This window comes from Kitasatospora sp. GP30 (assembly GCF_029892145.1).
GTDB lineage: Bacteria > Actinomycetota > Actinomycetes > Streptomycetales > Streptomycetaceae > Kitasatospora > Kitasatospora acidiphila.
Genome location: NZ_JARZAH010000025.1, coordinates 39,739 through 56,588, shown reverse-complemented (window position 1 = coordinate 56,588; position 16,850 = coordinate 39,739). Strand labels below are relative to the sequence as shown.

Here is a 16,850-nt window from a genome sequence, read left to right as displayed (position 1 = left end):
CTCAGACCCCTGTGCCCTCGGAGAGGAAGAACGGGTAGACCAGGTTGTGCGCGGTGTTGGTCGCGCGGATGCGGTAGGCGATCCGGATCAGCAGCACGTTGGCCGCGTCGGGAGGGGCCTCGACCGTCACGTCCAGCACGTCGATCCGTGGCTCCCAGGTGACCAGCGCGTCGCGCACCCGCTGCGTGACCACGCCGTGCAGGGCGGTGGTGTTCGCCTGGAACACCAGGTCGTGGATGCCGCAGCCGAAGTCCGGCCGCATCCGGCGCTCGCCGGGCGCGGTGGCCAGGATCAGCCAGATGCTCTGCCGCACCTTCTCCGCGCCGGAGGTCGTGGGCAGCGCCTTGGTGAGGTCCGGCCGGACGGGGAACGCCAACCCGGTGCCGAGGAACGCGGGTTCGGCCATCGTCAGCCCCCGATCCGCACGACACGGGAGGCGCCCGCCGGCGCCACCACGACCGTGCCGACCGGCGCCGGCGCCGGGTCGTTGCAGGTGATCGCGGTGTCGCCGGCCCGGGCCGCCGGCCTCTTGTTGATCCGGACCGTTGAACTGCCGGTGCTGACCGAGCCCTTGTTGGTCGGCGGGTTGACGAACGTGCCGCCCTGCGGGACGTGCGGCGGGGTGTTCGTCGCCGTGCTGCCGACCGTCGCGGCCGGCTGCCCGTTGATCCGCACGTTCGGCGACAGCCCGCCGTCGATGACGCCGCTGAACGGATTCGGCAGCGCGACCGGTGGCCCGGACGGCGGCTGGATCAGGTGCGAGTCGACCGCCGTCACCCGGTCGCCCTGCTTCGCTGCGGGCTGGCCCATCACATCCCCCTAGTTGATGTCCACGCTGGAGCCGGTGATGGTCACGCCCTGGTCGCCGATGAGCGTCAGGGTGTCGGTGGCGTGCACCTGCACGGTCTTGCCGGTCAATTGGATGTTTCCGTCCGGCGCGTTGACCTCGACACTGCCGTGGGTGGCGGTGACGGTGACCTTCTGATTGGCGCTGTCCAGCACCACCGAGCGCTGGCCGTCCTTGTCGATCAGCTCGACCTTCTCGGCGCCCGGGGTGTCGTCGAAGCGGATGATGTGGCCGCTGCGCGAGGTGAGGGAGCGCCAGTTGTTCTGCGTCGGGTTCCCGTCGTCCGGCGGCGGCGGGCTCTGCTTGCTCCACGAGCCGCCGAGCACGTACGGCGCGCGCATGTCGCCCTGGAGGAACCCGACGACGACCTCGTCGCCGACCTCGGGCCGGAACATTGAGCCGCGGTTGGAGCCGGCCATCAGGGTGGCCTGCCCGGCCCAGTCGCTGACGACGCCGCCCAGCTCCGGGAACGCCACCTGGACCCGGCCCAGCCGGTCCGGGTCGTCCAGGGAGTGCACGACCCCGACCAGCAGGCCGTTGCGGGTCGATGTGCTGCTCATCGGATCGCCTTCCTCAGCCGTCCCGCCGGCAGGTGAACTGCGTGACGTAGCCGGAGTCGTCCAGGGTGTGGGTGGTGCCGGTCACGAAGTAGCGGCCGTTGAAGCGCGCGCCCAGGCCGTCGATGCTCATCCGGCGGCCGGCCCGCAGGTCCGGCAGGCCGACCGTCGAACCGGTGCCCGTGACCATCTCGTGCGCGATGTCCCGCAGCCGGTCGGCCGCGACCCGCTTGGCCTCGGCCTCGTCCGCGACCACCACGCTGGTGATGTCCTCGCGCTGGTTGAACGACGACTCGACGTCGGCGTCCTGCTGGCTCGGCGGCCGCTGCGCCGTCACCGTGATCATCTTTCCGGCGCTGCGGTTCCAGGCCCGCACGGTCACCTGGCCGACCTGGTTGGCGGTGGTCAGCGTGGGCTGGAACTGCACCAGCGACTTGCCCCAGGTCAGCTGGTAGGTGACCGGCTTCAGGTTCTCCGAGGGCTCGAAGTGCAGGGTGCTCTTGCCGGTGCGCTGGTCCTCCTCGACCCAGAGGTCGTAGCCGATCCGCCGGGCCCGCTCCATCAGGAACACGATGTCGTACTGGTTGTCCTGGACGAGGTACGGATACGGGCGCTCGTTGTCGGGCTGGGTGTGGACCGGCACCCCGAGCCGGGCGGCCACCTGGCGGGCGATCTGGCTGTCCGTCTTGTTCAGGTAGGCGAACGTCTCCTGCTTCTTGCGGAACCGGTGCAGCACGTTCAGCGCGCTGACGGTGAGCGTCGGCGCGCCGTCCGACGGGAAGTTCGGCTGGAGCGAGGTGATCTCCCCGGTGATCAGGCGCCGCAGCGGGTCCTTGCCCCGGTAGCCCATCCACAGCTCCAACTGCTTGCCGGGCAGGAACGTGGACCCGTCGCTGTACTTGAAGGCCCGGGTCCTGGCGTCCCAGTTGTTGACGGTCAGTTGGAAGCTGTCGATCGTCGTGATGTCGTCGGTGTAGCTGACGCTGATCACGTCGTGCAGCACCTCGTCCGGCAGCCGGCTGCCCTGGCCCGGCGGGGTGACCTCGAACGCCGGCACGTAGAAGTCCTGGCCGGGGTAGATCGGCTTCGCCGCCGGGTCGTTGCCCGGGTCGGTGGTCGGCAGGGGGGTGCTCACCGCGCACCTCCGCCCGGGGCCAGCGGCGGGATCTCCAGCGCGGTGCCGGGGCGCGGCCGGCGCGGATCGGCGATCCGGTTGCGGTCGGCCAGCACCCGCCAGGCCCCCGGATCGCCGTACTCGGCGGCGGCGATGTCGGAGAGCGTGTCGCCGCGCCGCACCACGTACACCTTGGTGCGGTCCGGGGACTCCAGCTTCAGCTCCCTGAGCTGCTCCTCCAGCGTCTTGTACTCGCGCAGCGTCAGCGACACCGTGGCGCGCAGCGGCACCCCGGTCGGGCTGAACAGGGTGAACTTCTGCTGCACCTGCTCGGCGATCGCCTTGAAGGACAGCGAGGTGCCCCAGGTGACCAGGAACCGCGGCGGGGCGTGTGTCGCCGGCTGGATCTTCACCAGCTGGTACACCTGCCTGGTCAGGGTCGTGACGTCGACGGCGTCCTCGTCCATCCCGCTGTCGGTGGTGTCGAAGAGCAGGTCCAGGGTGAGGCGCTCGTCCTGGCCCCGGACGAACTGGAGCACCGGCGAGTCGACGCCGGGGATCCCGATCTCGGCGATCTGCGCCGCCTTGGTCAGGGTGTACTCGGTCGGGTTGAACTCGACGTCGAAGTGGTCCAGCAGGCCCTTGCCGCTGTCCACCGCATCCTTGTCGAGGATCTCGATCCGCAGCTTCGTCAGCGCCATCGGGTCACCCCTCGATCGGGCTCGGCGGGACCACCGAGCGGCGCAGGCGGGTGGCCTCGGCATGCGCCTCGGCCTGCTGCTCGGCGCGCGCCAGCCGGGCCGCGACCAGCTCCACCAGCCGCGTCAACTGCTCCTCGGTGAACGGCAGTTCACCGGAGGTCACATGCACCTTGCTGGTGAGGTCGTCGATGTGGATCGGCACGGTGCGGCTCACCCCATCCTCTTCAGGCCCTCGTGGACCAGTTCGAGCGTCTCGATGGCGACCTGGTTCTGGGTCGCGTTCAGCGACGGGCCGACCCACTTGACCGGGTAGACCCGGTGCAGGCCCCACTGCGCCACCGGGGTGTCGCCCGCCTGGTCGTAGACCAGCACCACCACGTCCCAGCGGGTCACCCGGCCGCTCACCACGTCGTCGTGCCAGTCCCACAGGATCCGGTCGGCGAGGCCGCGCTTGAGCGAGAGGTTGGTCTGCTTGGTGCGCACCGGGAGCTTGTGCACCACGTCGTTCACCCCGCCCTCGGGGTAGTCGAAGACCTCGGTCTCCAACTGCAGGCCGCCGACCTCGCTGAAGCCGCCGATCGGCTGCCCGTTGCGCAGCACCGTGAAGCGGAACCCGGGGAACGGGTCGGTCCGTCGGGCCAGTTCAGGCATGGCCGCCTCCTGACTCGTCGCGCGTGTCGACCACCGACACCCCGGTCGGGGTGCGGACCACCCGGATCACCACGAACTCGGCCGGCGGCGGCGGATTCAGGGTGATCAGGCAGGTGAGCTTGCCGACCGCCACATCGGACGGCGGGTTCACCGAGGCGTCGCAGACCACGGTGTAGGCGTCGTCCGCGGTGGCGCCGTTGAGCATGCCGCGCCGCCAGACCTGGTCCAGGAAACCCCGCACCAGGCTGGTGATCTGCGCCCACAGCACCGTGCCGTTCGGCTCGAACACCGTCCACGCCGTATCGGCGGCGATCTGTGCCTCCAACGCGGACACCAGCCGCCGCACGTTCAGGAAGCGCCACTCGGGCAGGCTGACCGTCAAGGTCCGGTCGCCGAGGACGCGGACCCCGCGCTGCACCCGGATCGCGTTGACGTTGCCGTCGTTGAGGTCGCCGTGCGCCAGGTCGTCGACCGCGAACACGGTGTCCACCGGGAGCTCGATCACCTCGCCGGCCGGCGGCTTGTGCACGCCCACGGTGGTGTCGACGCGGGCGCAGACCCCGGCGAGGTGACCGCTCGGCGGGACGGCGGTGACGTCGGCGTCACTGCCGTCCAGCGGGTCGGTGACCAGCAGCCACGGGTAGTAGAGCGCGCCGAAGTCCGAGTCGAAGCGGGCGCGCCAGGCCAGCGCGTCCGCCGGGCTGGTCAGCGGGTCCTGCGGAGAGTCGAGCAGCGCCACCCGGTTGTGGTGGCGCTCGCAGTGCGCGACGATCGCCTGCTGGAGATCGGCGATCTGCTGCGCCGTGAACTGCGGCCGAGCGGTCGGCACCGGCCGCGGCGGAGGCGGCGGCGGGGCCGGGGTGTCCGCCCCGGCGCACAGGTCGCCGCACTGCGGCGGGGGCGGCGGCGCCTGACGGAGCACCGGGACCGGCCGGGCCCACAGGTCCGGCGCGACCACCATGGCGACCTCGTCGATCACGTCCAGCGTGGCCAGGCCCCAGGCGTGGTCATGGCCCTCGAAGTGCTCGGGGAGCAGGCTGTCCACGCCGTCGGCACCACCGGACGGCGTCAGCCATCCGGCCGCGGCCGGCATGCCCGACCAGTCGGAGACCGTCACCAGCCGGGACCCGGTGGCGGGGTCGTTGAGCAGCGTCAGCGGGTCCCGGCCCGGGGTGCCGAGGTTGCGCCAGACCTCGGTGGCGGGTCCGTAGGACAGGGACAGCGTGAACGCCCCGGCCCCCGCCTCCTGCACCCGGTACCGCACTTGCTCGCCCCAGCTGCCGGGGCTGCCGGCGGCCAGGGTGAGCGCCGGCTTCCCCGCGGCGTCGAGCAGCTGCGCCGTCGCGGCCCTGGCCTGGTCCGGATCGGCGACCCGGACCACCCAGCACGTCGTCCCGCCGTTGGCGTAGAAACCCTCGACCGCGTACGCGAGGTACGCGGTGGGCAGGTGGTCGCCGAACACGCCCCGGAACTGGTCCCAGCCGTCCACCCGCACCGGGCGGTGCAGCGGGCCGCGTTGGGCGACACCGATGAAGCCGGCGATGTCGGTCCGCAGCGGAGTGCGCGCCTGCGAGGCGGCGTCCAGCCACTCCAGCCGCACCCCGGGGGTGCGGTAGGAGCTCAGCGAGGATGTGCGCGGCAGCGCACCTGAACCGGTCACGAGGTCGGCTTCTCCAGTTCGAGGCCTTCGACGGCCAGCACCAGCTCCTCGACGGCGACCTCGTTGGTCTTCGCGTTGAAGGCCGGCGCCGAGTACTTCTTCGGCCAGGCGTTGGTGAACTTCCAGCGCAGCGCGTCCCGGCCGGCCTCGTCGCGGAGCACCAGGTGCCCGCCGCGGCGCACCACCGAGCCGTCCATCGCGGTCTTGCGCCACAGCCACAGGTCCTGGCTGGTGGTGAAACCGCGCTTGAGGGTGATGTCACCGAACTTCTTCAGCCCGGGGATCTTGATGACGGTGATGTCCATCGTGCCCTCGCGGTACTCGATGACGTCCTGCTCGGAGTTCGCCCCCGTGCACTCCGAGAAGCCGTGCACCCCGGTCAGCCCGTCGATGTCCAGGGTGAAGTTGAAGGCGGCGTACGGGTCCAGCCGCGCACCGGTGTTGGCCATTCGTCAATCCCCTTACTGGGTCGCTTCGGAGGTGAACTGCGAGAACCGCAGGATCACGAACTCGGCGGGCCGCACCGCCGCCAGGCCGATCAGGCAGACCAGCCGGCCGTTGAGGATGTCGTCGGTGGACATCGTGGTGCGGTCGCAGCGCACGAAGAACGCCTCCTCCTTCGTGGTGCCCATCAGCGCGCCGCTGCGCCAGACGTTCTCCAGGAACGTGTCGAGGGTGCGCCGCACCTTGGCCCAGGTCGGCTCGGCGTTCGGCTCGAACACGAGCCACTGCAGGCCGCGGTCCACGGACTTCTCGACGAAGATGAACAGCCGGCGGACGTTCACGTACGTCCACTCCGGGTCGCTGGACGTGGTCCGCGCGCCCCACAGCCGGATCCCGTTGCCTGCGGGCCGGAAGTCGCGGAAGCAGTTGACGCCGGCCGGGTTCAGCTCGTCCTGCATGCCCTTGGTGACCGGGTACTCCAGCGGGCCCTCGGTCGGGCTGATGTCCGCGTTGAGGATGCCGGCCACCTGGTAGTTGGCGGGGGCCTTGTGCACGCCGCGGGTGATGTCGTTGTTGGCGTAGATGCCGGCGACGAAGCCGCTCGGCGGCACCAGCGCCGTGGTCCGGCTCACCGGGTCGATGACCCGCAGGTGCGGGAAGTAGATCGCCGAGTAGTCGGAGCGGCGGGTCACGTAGGTGTTCGGGTTGTTGGCGATGTTCCCCGCGCCCGGCGGGATGTCGAGCACCGCGACCCGGTCGCGCAGCTGCTCGCACTGGTCGACGACCGCGTTCATCAGGTCGTTCTGGTCGGCCGCCGCCAGCGTCGCGTTCACCGCGTCCGGTACGGCCAGGATGGCGATGTCGTCGATGACGGCCAGCGCGGCCAGGCCGGTGAGCTGGTTCGGCGGCTGGCTCGGGTCGCCCTTGAAGGCGGCCGAGGTCAGCGTCGCGGAGCCGTCGTCGCCGCCGGCCAGGGGAGTGGCGGCCACCGCTGCCGGCGCGGCCGGGGCGACCCCGGCCGGGAAGGCCAGCTGTACCAGCTGCGAGCCGGCGTTCACCACGGAGGCGGCGTAGCGGGAGTCCTTCGGGTCGGCGCTGAGCTGGTCGAAGTCCTCGGTCTGCGTCTGGTACGTGACGGTCAGTCGGAACCGGTTGGCGTCCCGGACCGACACCGCCACCTGGACGTGCACGTCGTTGCCCCAGGCCCCGGGGCCCAGCGCGGTGATGGTCGGCGCGCCGTCGGCGGTCAGCGTCAGGCTCGCGGTCTTCGCGTCCGACCGGACCACCCGGGCCACGAACACCCGCTGGCCGCCGTTGGCGAAGAAGCCCTGGACCGACCAGGGCAGCGCGGACACCGACGGCTCGATCAGGCCGCCGTACCAGCGCGCGTACTCGGGCCACGAGGTGATCAGCATCGGCTGGGTCGGACCCCGCTGGGTGAGCCCGACGAACCCCGCTGTGCTCGTGCTCACCCCCTGGATGGGCACGACGTCGCCGCGGACCTCCTCGACATAGGTGCCGGGGCTGAGGTACTCAGGCATCGGTACTCCTCTGGGCTGTGATCGCGGGTTCTGCTCGTGTCGGTGTCGTATTCGGCGTCGGTGTCGTATTCGGTGTCGGTGTCGGTGTCGGCGTCGGACCAGGGCGGGGGAGCCGCAGGTCGGGGACGGCCGTGGTGGTCCTCGGGACCACCTGCACGCCCGGGACGGACAGCGAACGCCCGTCCGGCACGGTCGCCTTGACGGTCACGGTCGTCGCGGCCTGCGTCGGCGCGAAGTAGTAGGCCCACACGCCGTCGCTCCGCACGCCGGCCCGTCCGGGCTGCCCCGTGATCTCGACCACTGCCGCCGTGGGGTCGACGCCGGGGGCGACGATCCGGCCGCGCAGCGCGGTCTGCGGCAGCGCCGCCTCGCCGCCGGGTGTGACGGCGACGCCGGTCACGACCGCCGGCCCGGCCCCGGGCGCGGTGATGGTGACGTCGACGGCACCGGCGGCCGGCACCCCGTCGGCGAACACCAGCACCCACTGGCCGTCGGCGTCGGTGCGGTACGGCGTCGCGCCGGGCGCGGACACGTTCGCGTCGGCGACGCCCGAGCCGTCCGGGGCCAGCACCTCGCCGCGCAGCAGCGCCAGCGCCGCCGACGTCGGGCCGCCGACCTCGATCGACGGTGCGGTGGCCGCGACCGGGAACGGATAGCTGTAGCCGGCCGCCAGCACCATCTCGTACGGCTCCGGCTGGCCGACCGTCGCCGGCAGGGACACGCCGTCGAAGTCGGCGACCTGATAGCGGTCGGAACGAACCCGCAACAGGTACGGCCCGGCCCCGAACGGCTCGACGTGCCGACTGCCGTCCGGCTGCTGCACCACCCCGAAGCTGACCGCGTAGCCGCTGTCGCTCGTGGCCAGCACCAGCTCCGGCGGGTCCGTGAACGTCCGCTCAGCCCCGGGGGTGCGGTCGGCGACCAGGAACAGCCGCACCCGCCCGAGCGGCCGGGGGCGCGCGCCGTCCAGCCCACGCTGCGCCGCGAAGCCGTCGACGATGTCGAAGACCCGGGTCGCGGTCAGGCTGCGGTGATCGTATGTGGTCATGACGCTGACGCCGACTCAGCCGTTGGCGCATCCACCAGCGGCGCGAGGCCGGTGGTGATGTCCAGGATCGGGGCGCTCTCGTCCAGCTGGGTGCTGTCGATCCGGATCGAGCGCACGAGATAGCACACTGACAGCCGGTACGGCTCCTGCAACGCCTCCCAGATCCGGGTGACCTCCTCCAGCGGCAGGCGGCACAGGATGAGCCGGATCTCGTCCACCACGTCGTTCAGCGGGTCGCGAACGTAGATGCTGGCATTGTCGTGCAGGACCTGCATCGTTTTGCCGAGCAGCAGCTGGTCGTTCTCGCCGGAGCTGGTGAACGGCGTGATCAGGTAGAGCAGGTCCAGGGCCAGTGGCGAGCCGCGCCGGATCCGGCGGTCCGGCTCGGTCTGCGGCGGCAGGTTCTTCAGGAACTCGTTCTCCGTGATCCGGTACAGCCACAGGGACAACCGGTGCGACGGGTCCTGCGCCGTTTCGGTCGGGTTGCTGAAAACGATGCCCGCTTCGCCGCCGACCAGCGGCCCCACGGTGAGGTCCGCGTCGTAGGCGACGGCGAGGATGCGCCGGACCGCGCGGCTCACCGTGTTGATCGCGAGGTAGCCGCTCACCGGTCGGCCTCCGACTCGATGGCCCCGGACGGTATCGCCGCCGACCGGATCGCCGCCGCCAGAGTGCTCGGCCCGAGCGCGCCCAGCTCGGCGCGGTGCGGGCGCAGCCGCCACAGCGTCCCGTAGTCGCCGTCCCCGTGGATGGTGATCACCAGGTTGGGGTGCTCCGCGCCGAAGAACTCAGGATGCTCGGCCAGCAGTGAGTCGTCGTCCAGGCGCCACACCACGACGTCGGGCCGCAGCAGGCGCAGCCGGCGTTGGAACTCGCCGGTCGGCGCGATCGGCAGGTCGTCGATGAGTTCCACGTCGGGCAGCGCGGACAACAGCTCACAGAGCACTCCGCTCAACACCCCCGTGCCGGCTGACAACGCGACGCGCAACCGCTGTGGCATCCGCCCTCCTCAGGTCGACTGAAAGCAGCTCGTCCTGCCTTCAAGTCAGCCAGGGAGGGCCGGGGCGGAACAATGAACAATCGGATCTGATCGCGACTCAGGAGATCCGGTTCCCGATCTGGGCCCGGTGATCCGTCACGGGCCGGGGATCCGGATCCTCTGAACCTCCGAAACCCGTCTATGGCATGGCGGTCTACGGTGCCTGAGAGCAAGCCGCCGGCCGCCGGTCCGGGGGATCCGGTCCGGCGGCCGGTTGGCCCTCGCCGTCACGCCCAGGAGTGGGTGAACGCCGCCACCTCGCTGCGCCGCCGCACGTTCAGCTTCTCCAGGATGTTGTGCACATGGTTCTTCACCGTGCACAGTTCGATGCCCAGCCGCCGCGCGATCTCCTGGTTCGCCAGCCCGAGTGCGATCAGGTCGACGATCTGCCGCTCCCGCTCCGTCAGCCGGGCCGGCGGCCGCTCCGGCGCGGCCCGGTCCGACAGCAGGGCGACCTGCCGGAACAGGCTGGCCGCGATGTGCGGCGCACACACCGCCTCGCCTTTGGCGACGTGCCGCAGCGTCGTCACGAGATCGTGCACCGACCCCTCGCGCGGCACGTACCCCACGACCCCCGCCTTCGCGCAGGCCAGCACGTGTCCCTCGGTCTCCGGCACCGCCAGCGCCACCACTCTCGTCGGCGGCGTGCCGTGCGCCAACACCCGCACCGTCTCCAGACTGTCCGCGAGCGACATGTCGAGCAGCACGATGTGGGGCCGGAACACCCCGACCCGGGCCACCCCATCGCGCCCGTCCTCCGCGGTGTCGACCTCCGCCACGTCCGGCAGCCGGCCCAGGATTTCGGCCAGCCCCTCCCGGTACAGCCGGATCCCCGCGATCACGAAGATGCGCAGCGGCGAGGCTGCCGCGGGCATATTCATGGCCTGTGCGCGCATATGCGTCCCCCTATGCGTCCCCCTGCGCATCCCCCAGGATTGCGCAATCCTGAACCACTGTCGGATATTACTGCAGATCATGATGAGTGACAGGGAATTTGCATAAAAAGGGTTCAGTAAAGACTTCTGTGGCGGATGGGGTGATCTTCTGGTCCTATTTTTCTGGCTGCCGGAAATATTCTCCGATGGTCGGGCAGGGCGCACCGGTTAGCGGCGGACGTCGGGGAAGAGCTCCTCGTCCGGGGCGCATGCCGTCCTGTCATGCTTCCAGCCGGAGGCGCCGGCCATCCCCCTCCGGACCTGGTGGGGCTCCGGGTGGGCCTCGGAAGCTTCGTAGGGATTTGTGAAGATCACACCATCGTTGCACGGAAGATCTGCGCACAAATCACAAGGTGGAACTTCGGTGCGACCTGTTCGCGTTCCAGATCCACGGCAAGGATCTCGAAGCGCCGGCGGCGATGGAGCGGGTGGCGGCGAGGCGGCGCAGGTCCTGGTGGTGGGACGGATGCCGGTCTCGAATGCTGACTTTTGCTGACCCCGGATGGTCGGTCAAGCCCACGGTTTGGGTGGAACCGAAGGTCGCGGGGTATGTCCCACCTGCGTTTCCGCAGGTGGGACACCATGCAACCCGGACTACTGCACGACATTGATGAGGACGGCCATCAGCGTCGAGGACGCCGAGGCGGGCCAGGAGGCCGGCGTGCTGGTGGGCGAGGGTGCTGTTGCGGAGCTGGACATCGGCCCGGAAGCGCAGGACCCGGCGGGCCGGCTACTGGTCGGTGATGTCGAGGACCTGGGTGTCGTAGTCGGGATCGGCGAGCGCGATCCGCCCGCCGGGCCGGATCACCCTCAGCATCTCGGCGAGGACCTGCTCCGGCTCGGTGACGTGTTGCAGGACGATCGAGAGGTGCGTCGCACAGCCGCAGGCTGGTGGAGGATTCCGGGTCGCGGTGGTCGGCGTACCCCAGCATCCGCGGCTCCTCTGCCCCCAGGATCCTGACGGCGTCGGCCAGTTCGGCCGCGCGGTGGGTACCGGGGGCCCAGGTGGCGGTCACCACCGCGGTGCGCGCTCCCGACGCGGCGTGCTGGGCGAGGACGCCGCCGGCGACGAGTGACTCGTCGTCCGGGTGTCCGAACACGGCGAGCAGGCTGGGAAGTTGTGGCATGGCTACCTCCTTGGGCAACTGGGTGTGTCGGTTGCTGGTGGGCCGGGCGCGCTGATGCGGACGGGTCACAGGACGGGAGGGCGTCCGGCTGCGGTGAGGCGCAGCACGGTGCGCCAGCTCATCGGCCGCCGGTCCTGGTCGTGGCGGCCGGCCCAGCCTTCGCGAAAGCCCTGCCAGGACTCGCGGGCGCCGCCGCCGCGGACGGCCCGCACCGTGGTGGCGGCGGTCCACACCAGCAGGTACGGGGGGATCAGCGGCGCGGGGAGGTTGCGGTAGGCCACCCACACGCGGTTGCGGGCGGAGAGCCGATGGAACAGGGCGTGCCGGGACGGGCTACTGAGAGGGTGGTGCATCCGGATCCCGGCCGCGTACCAGCCGGTGTACCCCCGGTCCCACATCCGCCAGCTGAGGTCGAACCCCTCGTGATAGAGGAACAGGCGCTCGTTCCAGCCGCCGACCTGCTCGAAGACGGCGCGGCGGACGAGGACCACGCCCTCGGTCATGGACGTGATCGTGCCGGGGCGCCCGGGGTCGCCGACGCGCAGCCGGGGCACCCAGCGCCGCGGGGTGGTGGTGTCGTCCGGGCCGGTCAGGCGCGGTTGCACGTAGGCGGCTTCGGGGTGCTTCTCCGCCTCGGCGACGAGCCGGGCGAGGATGTCCGGATGGGGGAAGGAGGCGTCGTTGTCCAGGAAGAACAGGTAGTCGGCCGGCGGGCCGAGCTCGGCGAGGGCGCGGGCTCCCTCGTTGCGGCCGCCGGGGATGCCGAGGTTCGCGGCCAGGACGACGGTGCGCGCGCCCGGTGGGACGACGTCCGGTGTGCAGCCGTTGCCGACGACGCAGATCCGCACGTCGACGCCGCGCTGGGCGAGGAGCGTGGCCTGCGAGGCATGCTCCTCCTCCGGGCGGTCGTTCATGGTCAGCAGGACGACGTCGACGATCGGGTGCGGCACCTGGTTCTCCTTGCCTGCGGGGTTCGTGCCGGTGAGCGGCGGCGTGGGGCGCTGGTCGCCGGTCATCCGGTGGTCCGCGCGACGGGCTCGGCGGTTGTCGGGGACAGGGGAGCGTCGGATCCGGGCCATCGGTACACCAACCGGTTGAGCCGCTTGTCCAGGACGTGGCCGGCCGGGAGGTCGCCGTCCGGGGTCGTGGCGGGGTGGACGGTCAGTTGGGGGTAGCCGTGGCCGCGCACGTGCTGATCCCAGAGATGGACGGCGCCGGCCAGCTGCTCGGCCAGGGCCAGGCCGCGCTCGCCGAAGGCATGGACGACGAACTCTGCCCGGCGCTCGGCCGGGGTCTCGCCGTCCCGCACCCAGACGTAGGTGAGGTAGGCCAGGCAGCCGTCGCCGAGCAGGGCGGCCGCGTTGTCGCTGCGGGCGAAGGCGGCGATCCCGGTGTCCTTGTCCCGGTCGCCGGCGAGGCGACAGAAGCCGGGCACCGTGGTGGCCAGGTAGAGCTGCAGCGTCTCGAACGACTCCCCACCGGCAACGGTCACGCCGGTGCGCACCTCGTGCCGCGGGCCGCGCAGCGCCTCCTCGAGCCCTGCGGTGTCGCCGACCGGGCCGTCCTCGAAGCGCAGCCGCAGCTCACCGCCGGCCAGGTCGACGACCGGGGTGGTGTGGCCGTTCTGGCCGAGGTCGCGGACGAACCCGCAGTACGTCCAGCCCGTCGCGTGCAGCACGTCACCGCGGCGCTCGAAGGCGATCGCCCGGGTGTAGCCGTGAACCTCCATTGGGACTACGAGCGTTGCCCCTTCGGTGAGTTGCTGCCGCCAGGCGGGGGCGATGTCCCAGACGTTGTGGGTGATCACGCATCCGTCGAACCCGCCGCGGGGCACGTGCCGCGCGGGTGCGCCGAGCGCTCCGTCGCCCTGCAGGGCCAGGACGCGACCGCTGCCGGCCTCCGCGGGGAACCGCCGGGTGCGGTGCACGACGTACGGGTCGATGTCGACGGTGACCACCCGCCCGCCCTCGCCGACGACGTGCGCGATCAACTCCGCGTTGTAGCCGCCGGATCCGACCTCCAGCACGCCCGCGCCGGGCTCCAGCCGGAGCTTCTCGATCATGTCGGCCTGCAGCCACGCCGCGGACACCGAGCTGGTCGCCCGCCCGCTCTCGTCCCAGCGGGTGACGACGACCTGCTCGTCGTCGTAGGCGGTCGCGAGGTCCTTCTCCGGCGCGAACCGGTGGCGGGGCACCGTGCACAGTGCACTCTGGACGGGAGCGGACGGCGCCCAGCCGGCCGCGATGACGGCGTCGGCCATCTGCCGGCGCAGCCGGACCGCCTCGCCGGGCTCCCCGGGCACGGGCGGCTGGTCGGTAGCGGTCGGGTAGGCGTGGATCGCCGGCAGGCCGGGGATGACGCCGGGCCAGATCGCGTTCAGGGCCTGCGCGGCCGGGGCGAACACATCGCCGAGGCAGGCCAGGGCGTGGAGATCGTGCCACTCCCACCGGTCGAAGAGCCGCTTCTCCGGGTTCGCCAGGGTCCCGGTCCAGGCGCTGATGCGGATGACAGCGGTCAGCCGGGGAACGCCGTGGCTGTCATCGGTGAGCATGGTCACCGCGGAGGCGTCGGCGGTGCCGGCGGTCAGGCCGGTCTCCTCGGCAAGTTCCCGAACCGCCGTCTCCTCGAAGCTCTCCGAGCCGCTGGTCTTTCCGGCGGGCAGTTCCCACATGTTCTGGCGGGAGCGGCCCAGCAGGACCCGGCCGGCATCGTCGGTGACGACCACCACGGCTCCGGTGAGGGCGTGCCCGGTGGGCGGGCCCTTCTCGATGGCCTTGGTGTCGGTGTGGCACGGGCCGCGCAGGACGAGGACCGCCAGGTCGTCCGCCGCCAACCGCTGTGCCTTCTCCCACCCCGCGGTGAGCAGGCTGATCTCGTCCTCGTCGAGGGCGATGGCCCGCCTGGTGGCCGGGGTGTGCTCGACCGTGGGTGTGATCACCACGAGCCCGCCGCCGGGCCGCAGCCGTTCTCCGAGGGCGTGCAGGACCCGAGTGCGGTCGCCTAGAAAGGGGTACATCAGGCGCAAGGCGATGAGGTCGTAGCCGTCCTCGCTCAGCTGTGCCGGGTCGTCGCGCTCGATGTCCAGCCGCAGCCACCGCACCCCTTCCACGTGGCCGCGCTCGACCCGGGCCCGCTCCACCGCACTGGCGGCGAAGTCCACGGCATCCACCGCGTAGCCGAGGCCCACGAGATGGGCGGCCAACTCCCCAGTGCCGCAGCCGACATCGAGCGCCCGCCCACCGCCCTCCGGCGCGCGGGCGTGCTCTGCGAGGAGCGCCCGCTCGCTGTCACCCAGAGGACGAAACTTCCGGCCGTCAGCGTAGTGCTGCTCCCAGTCCTCAAGGACGTACGCCACGTGCTGCTCCTGTGGTCGGTTGGTGGTGCGAGTGGGTCACTGGCGATTGGCGGCGCGCAGCTGAGCCAGGGGGACTCGGAGGCACCCGCTGGCGGTGCGGTGGTAGCGGGCCGGGGTCACCAGCCCACCCGGATCAGGTCGAGGACTTCGGAGGTGGGGCGCACGTCGGCGAAGGACCGGTAGAGGGTGCGCAAGGCGGCGTTGTGGACCTCGTCGCTGCCGGCGGCCGTGCCGTCGGCCACGACAACCACCCGCAGGCCCAGGGTGGAAGCGTCGCGTGCCGACCCGGCCACGCACACGTCGGTCACGACCCCGCACACCACCACGGTGTCGATGCCGCGCTCGGCCAGTAGGCCGGGCAGCGGGCAGAAGCCGGGGAAGAAGGCGCTGGAGACGGCCTTTTCCACCAGCAGGTCGCGGCCTTCGTCCACGGTGAACTGCGGCCACAGGCGCCCGGCGAGCGGGCCACTGCCGCCGGAGGTCCGGTACAGCTCCGCGACGCGGGGGCCGTAGAACTCCTCGCGGGCTGTTCTCGGCCCACCAGGTCCCGGCAGGACCCAGGCCACAAGGCCCCCGGCCTCCCGCAGAGCGCTCGCCAGGTCCTGGATCTGGGGGATCACCCCGCGCGCGTACGGCCCGTCGAAGAACGGCACCATGTCGATCACCACCAGTGCGGTGCGGACCGGGTCGAGCCGGGTGTAGGCGTGCCGGCGGCCCCGGCGCGCTTCCTGGCGGGCGTACTCGCGCTCCGGGATCGACCAGGCGTGCAGCAGGGCGGGGGCGTCGCCCGGTGGCGGGGTGCTCATGCGCGCCCCGGAGTGTGGAGGGTGTTGGCGGCCATCAGGACCGACACGGCGGCCCCGGAGAGCAGGAGCTTGCCGTCCATCGCGGCGGCGACGGCCTCCTGGAGCGGCCACCACTCCACGGTCATGCCGGTCTCGGTGCTGGTCAGTTCCTGCTCACCGACCGTCAGGTTCCGGGCGATGAACATGTGCAGGCGTGCGGTGCACTTGGTCATCAGGGCGATCTCGCCGAGCTTGCTCCAGTTGGCGGCGGTGATGCCGGCCTCCTCCTTGAGCTCGCGGCGGGCCGCGTCCAGTGGTTCCTCGCCCGGGTCGAGGCTGCCACCGGGCGAAGCGAGCGGGTTCGCCGATTTCTGGGCGGGGAGTCGCAGGAACTCACGCGTCAGTGGTCCGGCGACGGCTTTAAGTATGCCGGGTTCGCGGTCGACCGGGACTGGAAAGCGACGGTTACAAGAGGAGTCACCTGGCGCTGACTTGGGAGTCACATTCGGCTTCACCAAAGCGCGGTGCCGGGTGCGCCCCACGGGCTGCCGGGGTCGGGCTGGCGAAGCAGGCTGAATCGTCGGCACGGCTAGGGTTGCGGACATGGCTGTCATGGATGGCCGCAACGATTCCAAGGGTTGGCTCGTCATGTGGCTTGAGCCACTGGGTGAGGATCGATGGCTCAGGCCGGACGAGACGTTCCGGGTTCGATCCGACTACAACGGCGATGAGCTGGCCTTCTCCATAACCTTCTGGGTGGATGACAACGACCGGTCGGCGGGGATCGAGAACGTCGCCGTTCGGATCGAGAACGGTGACTGCTACGCGGAAGTCGTCGACAGGGCGGGCAACCTCATCGAGTGCGGCCACCAGAGGCCTGCGGAAGTCGACAGGCGACGGCAGGCCGCGCTCGAAGGGGCGCAAAAGCGCGCGGCAGCGCGGAAAGCGGTGGGAGAGACGGTCTGATGAATGGGCCGTCGCAGACACCGATCAGGGCCAGGTCCTCCTCCGCGACGCGGACGCTGGTCGCCTTCAGCAACTTCCGC

General features: G+C 71.2%; 20 protein-coding genes and 1 pseudogene. 1 reads left to right on the top strand and 20 read right to left on the bottom strand.

Annotated features, from left to right (window positions below):
* Position 1: 1 nt before the first annotated feature.
* From P3T35_RS27675 to P3T35_RS27580, 20 genes and pseudogenes are all read right to left on the bottom strand, one after another.
* The gene (locus tag P3T35_RS27675) at positions 2-406 is read right to left on the bottom strand and encodes a GPW/gp25 family protein (protein ID WP_101378755.1); all 405 of its coding nucleotides are present in this window, start codon (positions 404-406) and stop codon (positions 2-4) included.
* A gap of 2 nt (positions 407-408) precedes the next feature.
* Complete coding sequence (locus P3T35_RS27670) at positions 409-810, bottom strand: PAAR domain-containing protein (protein ID WP_101378754.1); 402 nt, start codon at positions 808-810, stop codon at positions 409-411.
* A 9-nt stretch (positions 811-819) separates the two neighbouring features.
* The gene (locus P3T35_RS27665; RefSeq protein ID WP_101378753.1) at positions 820-1,407 is read right to left on the bottom strand and encodes a phage baseplate assembly protein V; all 588 of its coding nucleotides are present in this window, start codon (positions 1,405-1,407) and stop codon (positions 820-822) included.
* A gap of 13 nt (positions 1,408-1,420) precedes the next feature.
* On the bottom strand, positions 1,421-2,539 hold the full coding sequence (locus P3T35_RS27660; protein ID WP_180356301.1) for a contractile injection system protein, VgrG/Pvc8 family: 1,119 nt from the start codon (positions 2,537-2,539) through the stop codon (positions 1,421-1,423).
* Positions 2,536-3,219, bottom strand: coding sequence for a LysM peptidoglycan-binding domain-containing protein (locus tag P3T35_RS27655; protein ID WP_180356300.1), 684 nt, complete (start codon positions 3,217-3,219; stop codon positions 2,536-2,538). The genes P3T35_RS27660 and P3T35_RS27655 overlap by 4 nt, the downstream gene beginning before the upstream one ends.
* 4 nt (positions 3,220-3,223) lie before the next feature.
* Entirely contained in the window at positions 3,224-3,433 is a 210-nt protein-coding gene (locus tag P3T35_RS27650) for a hypothetical protein (RefSeq protein WP_101378751.1), read from the bottom strand.
* Complete coding sequence (locus P3T35_RS27645) at positions 3,430-3,870, bottom strand: phage tail protein (protein ID WP_101378750.1); 441 nt, start codon at positions 3,868-3,870, stop codon at positions 3,430-3,432. The genes P3T35_RS27650 and P3T35_RS27645 overlap by 4 nt, the downstream gene beginning before the upstream one ends.
* On the bottom strand, positions 3,863-5,530 hold the full coding sequence (locus P3T35_RS27640; RefSeq protein WP_180356299.1) for a phage tail sheath C-terminal domain-containing protein: 1,668 nt from the start codon (positions 5,528-5,530) through the stop codon (positions 3,863-3,865). Before P3T35_RS27640 ends, P3T35_RS27645 begins: the two co-directional genes overlap by 8 nt.
* Positions 5,527-5,979, bottom strand: coding sequence for a phage tail protein (locus P3T35_RS27635; RefSeq protein ID WP_101378748.1), 453 nt, complete (start codon positions 5,977-5,979; stop codon positions 5,527-5,529). The genes P3T35_RS27640 and P3T35_RS27635 overlap by 4 nt, the downstream gene beginning before the upstream one ends.
* Before the next feature lie 12 nt (positions 5,980-5,991).
* A complete protein-coding gene (locus P3T35_RS27630; protein WP_101378747.1) occupies positions 5,992-7,515 on the bottom strand; it encodes a phage tail sheath subtilisin-like domain-containing protein in 1,524 nt (507 codons plus the stop codon).
* Positions 7,508-8,563: a carboxypeptidase-like regulatory domain-containing protein gene (locus P3T35_RS27625; protein ID WP_143676713.1), complete on the bottom strand. Its 1,056-nt coding sequence runs from the start codon at positions 8,561-8,563 to the stop codon at positions 7,508-7,510. Before P3T35_RS27625 ends, P3T35_RS27630 begins: the two co-directional genes overlap by 8 nt.
* Entirely contained in the window at positions 8,560-9,171 is a 612-nt protein-coding gene (locus P3T35_RS27620; protein ID WP_180356298.1) for a DUF4255 domain-containing protein, read from the bottom strand. Before P3T35_RS27620 ends, P3T35_RS27625 begins: the two co-directional genes overlap by 4 nt.
* A complete protein-coding gene (locus tag P3T35_RS27615; RefSeq protein WP_143676712.1) occupies positions 9,168-9,563 on the bottom strand; it encodes a hypothetical protein in 396 nt (131 codons plus the stop codon). Before P3T35_RS27615 ends, P3T35_RS27620 begins: the two co-directional genes overlap by 4 nt.
* 266 nt (positions 9,564-9,829) lie before the next feature.
* Entirely contained in the window at positions 9,830-10,477 is a 648-nt protein-coding gene (locus P3T35_RS27610; protein WP_180356297.1) for a response regulator transcription factor, read from the bottom strand.
* A gap of 790 nt (positions 10,478-11,267) precedes the next feature.
* Positions 11,268-11,393, bottom strand: coding sequence for a methyltransferase domain-containing protein (locus tag P3T35_RS27605; protein ID WP_280708206.1), 126 nt, complete (start codon positions 11,391-11,393; stop codon positions 11,268-11,270).
* Positions 11,394-11,397: 4 nt separating this feature from the next.
* Positions 11,398-11,664: pseudogene (locus P3T35_RS27600) on the bottom strand (PIG-L family deacetylase); the annotation flags it as partial.
* A gap of 65 nt (positions 11,665-11,729) precedes the next feature.
* Complete coding sequence (locus P3T35_RS27595; RefSeq protein ID WP_101378742.1) at positions 11,730-12,680, bottom strand: glycosyltransferase family 2 protein; 951 nt, start codon at positions 12,678-12,680, stop codon at positions 11,730-11,732.
* A complete protein-coding gene (fxlM, locus tag P3T35_RS27590; RefSeq protein ID WP_101378741.1) occupies positions 12,677-15,019 on the bottom strand; it encodes a methyltransferase, FxLD system in 2,343 nt (780 codons plus the stop codon). The genes P3T35_RS27595 and fxlM overlap by 4 nt, the downstream gene beginning before the upstream one ends.
* A gap of 116 nt (positions 15,020-15,135) precedes the next feature.
* Positions 15,136-15,825, bottom strand: coding sequence for an isochorismatase family protein (locus P3T35_RS27585; RefSeq protein WP_101378740.1), 690 nt, complete (start codon positions 15,823-15,825; stop codon positions 15,136-15,138).
* The gene (locus P3T35_RS27580) at positions 15,822-16,307 is read right to left on the bottom strand and encodes an NUDIX hydrolase (protein WP_180356296.1); all 486 of its coding nucleotides are present in this window, start codon (positions 16,305-16,307) and stop codon (positions 15,822-15,824) included. The genes P3T35_RS27585 and P3T35_RS27580 overlap by 4 nt, the downstream gene beginning before the upstream one ends.
* A gap of 100 nt (positions 16,308-16,407) precedes the next feature.
* Here P3T35_RS27580 and P3T35_RS27575 point away from each other — a divergent pair, with 100 nt between their 5' ends.
* On the top strand, positions 16,408-16,770 hold the full coding sequence (locus P3T35_RS27575; RefSeq protein WP_180356295.1) for a hypothetical protein: 363 nt from the start codon (positions 16,408-16,410) through the stop codon (positions 16,768-16,770).
* Positions 16,771-16,850: the final 80 nt, after the last annotated feature.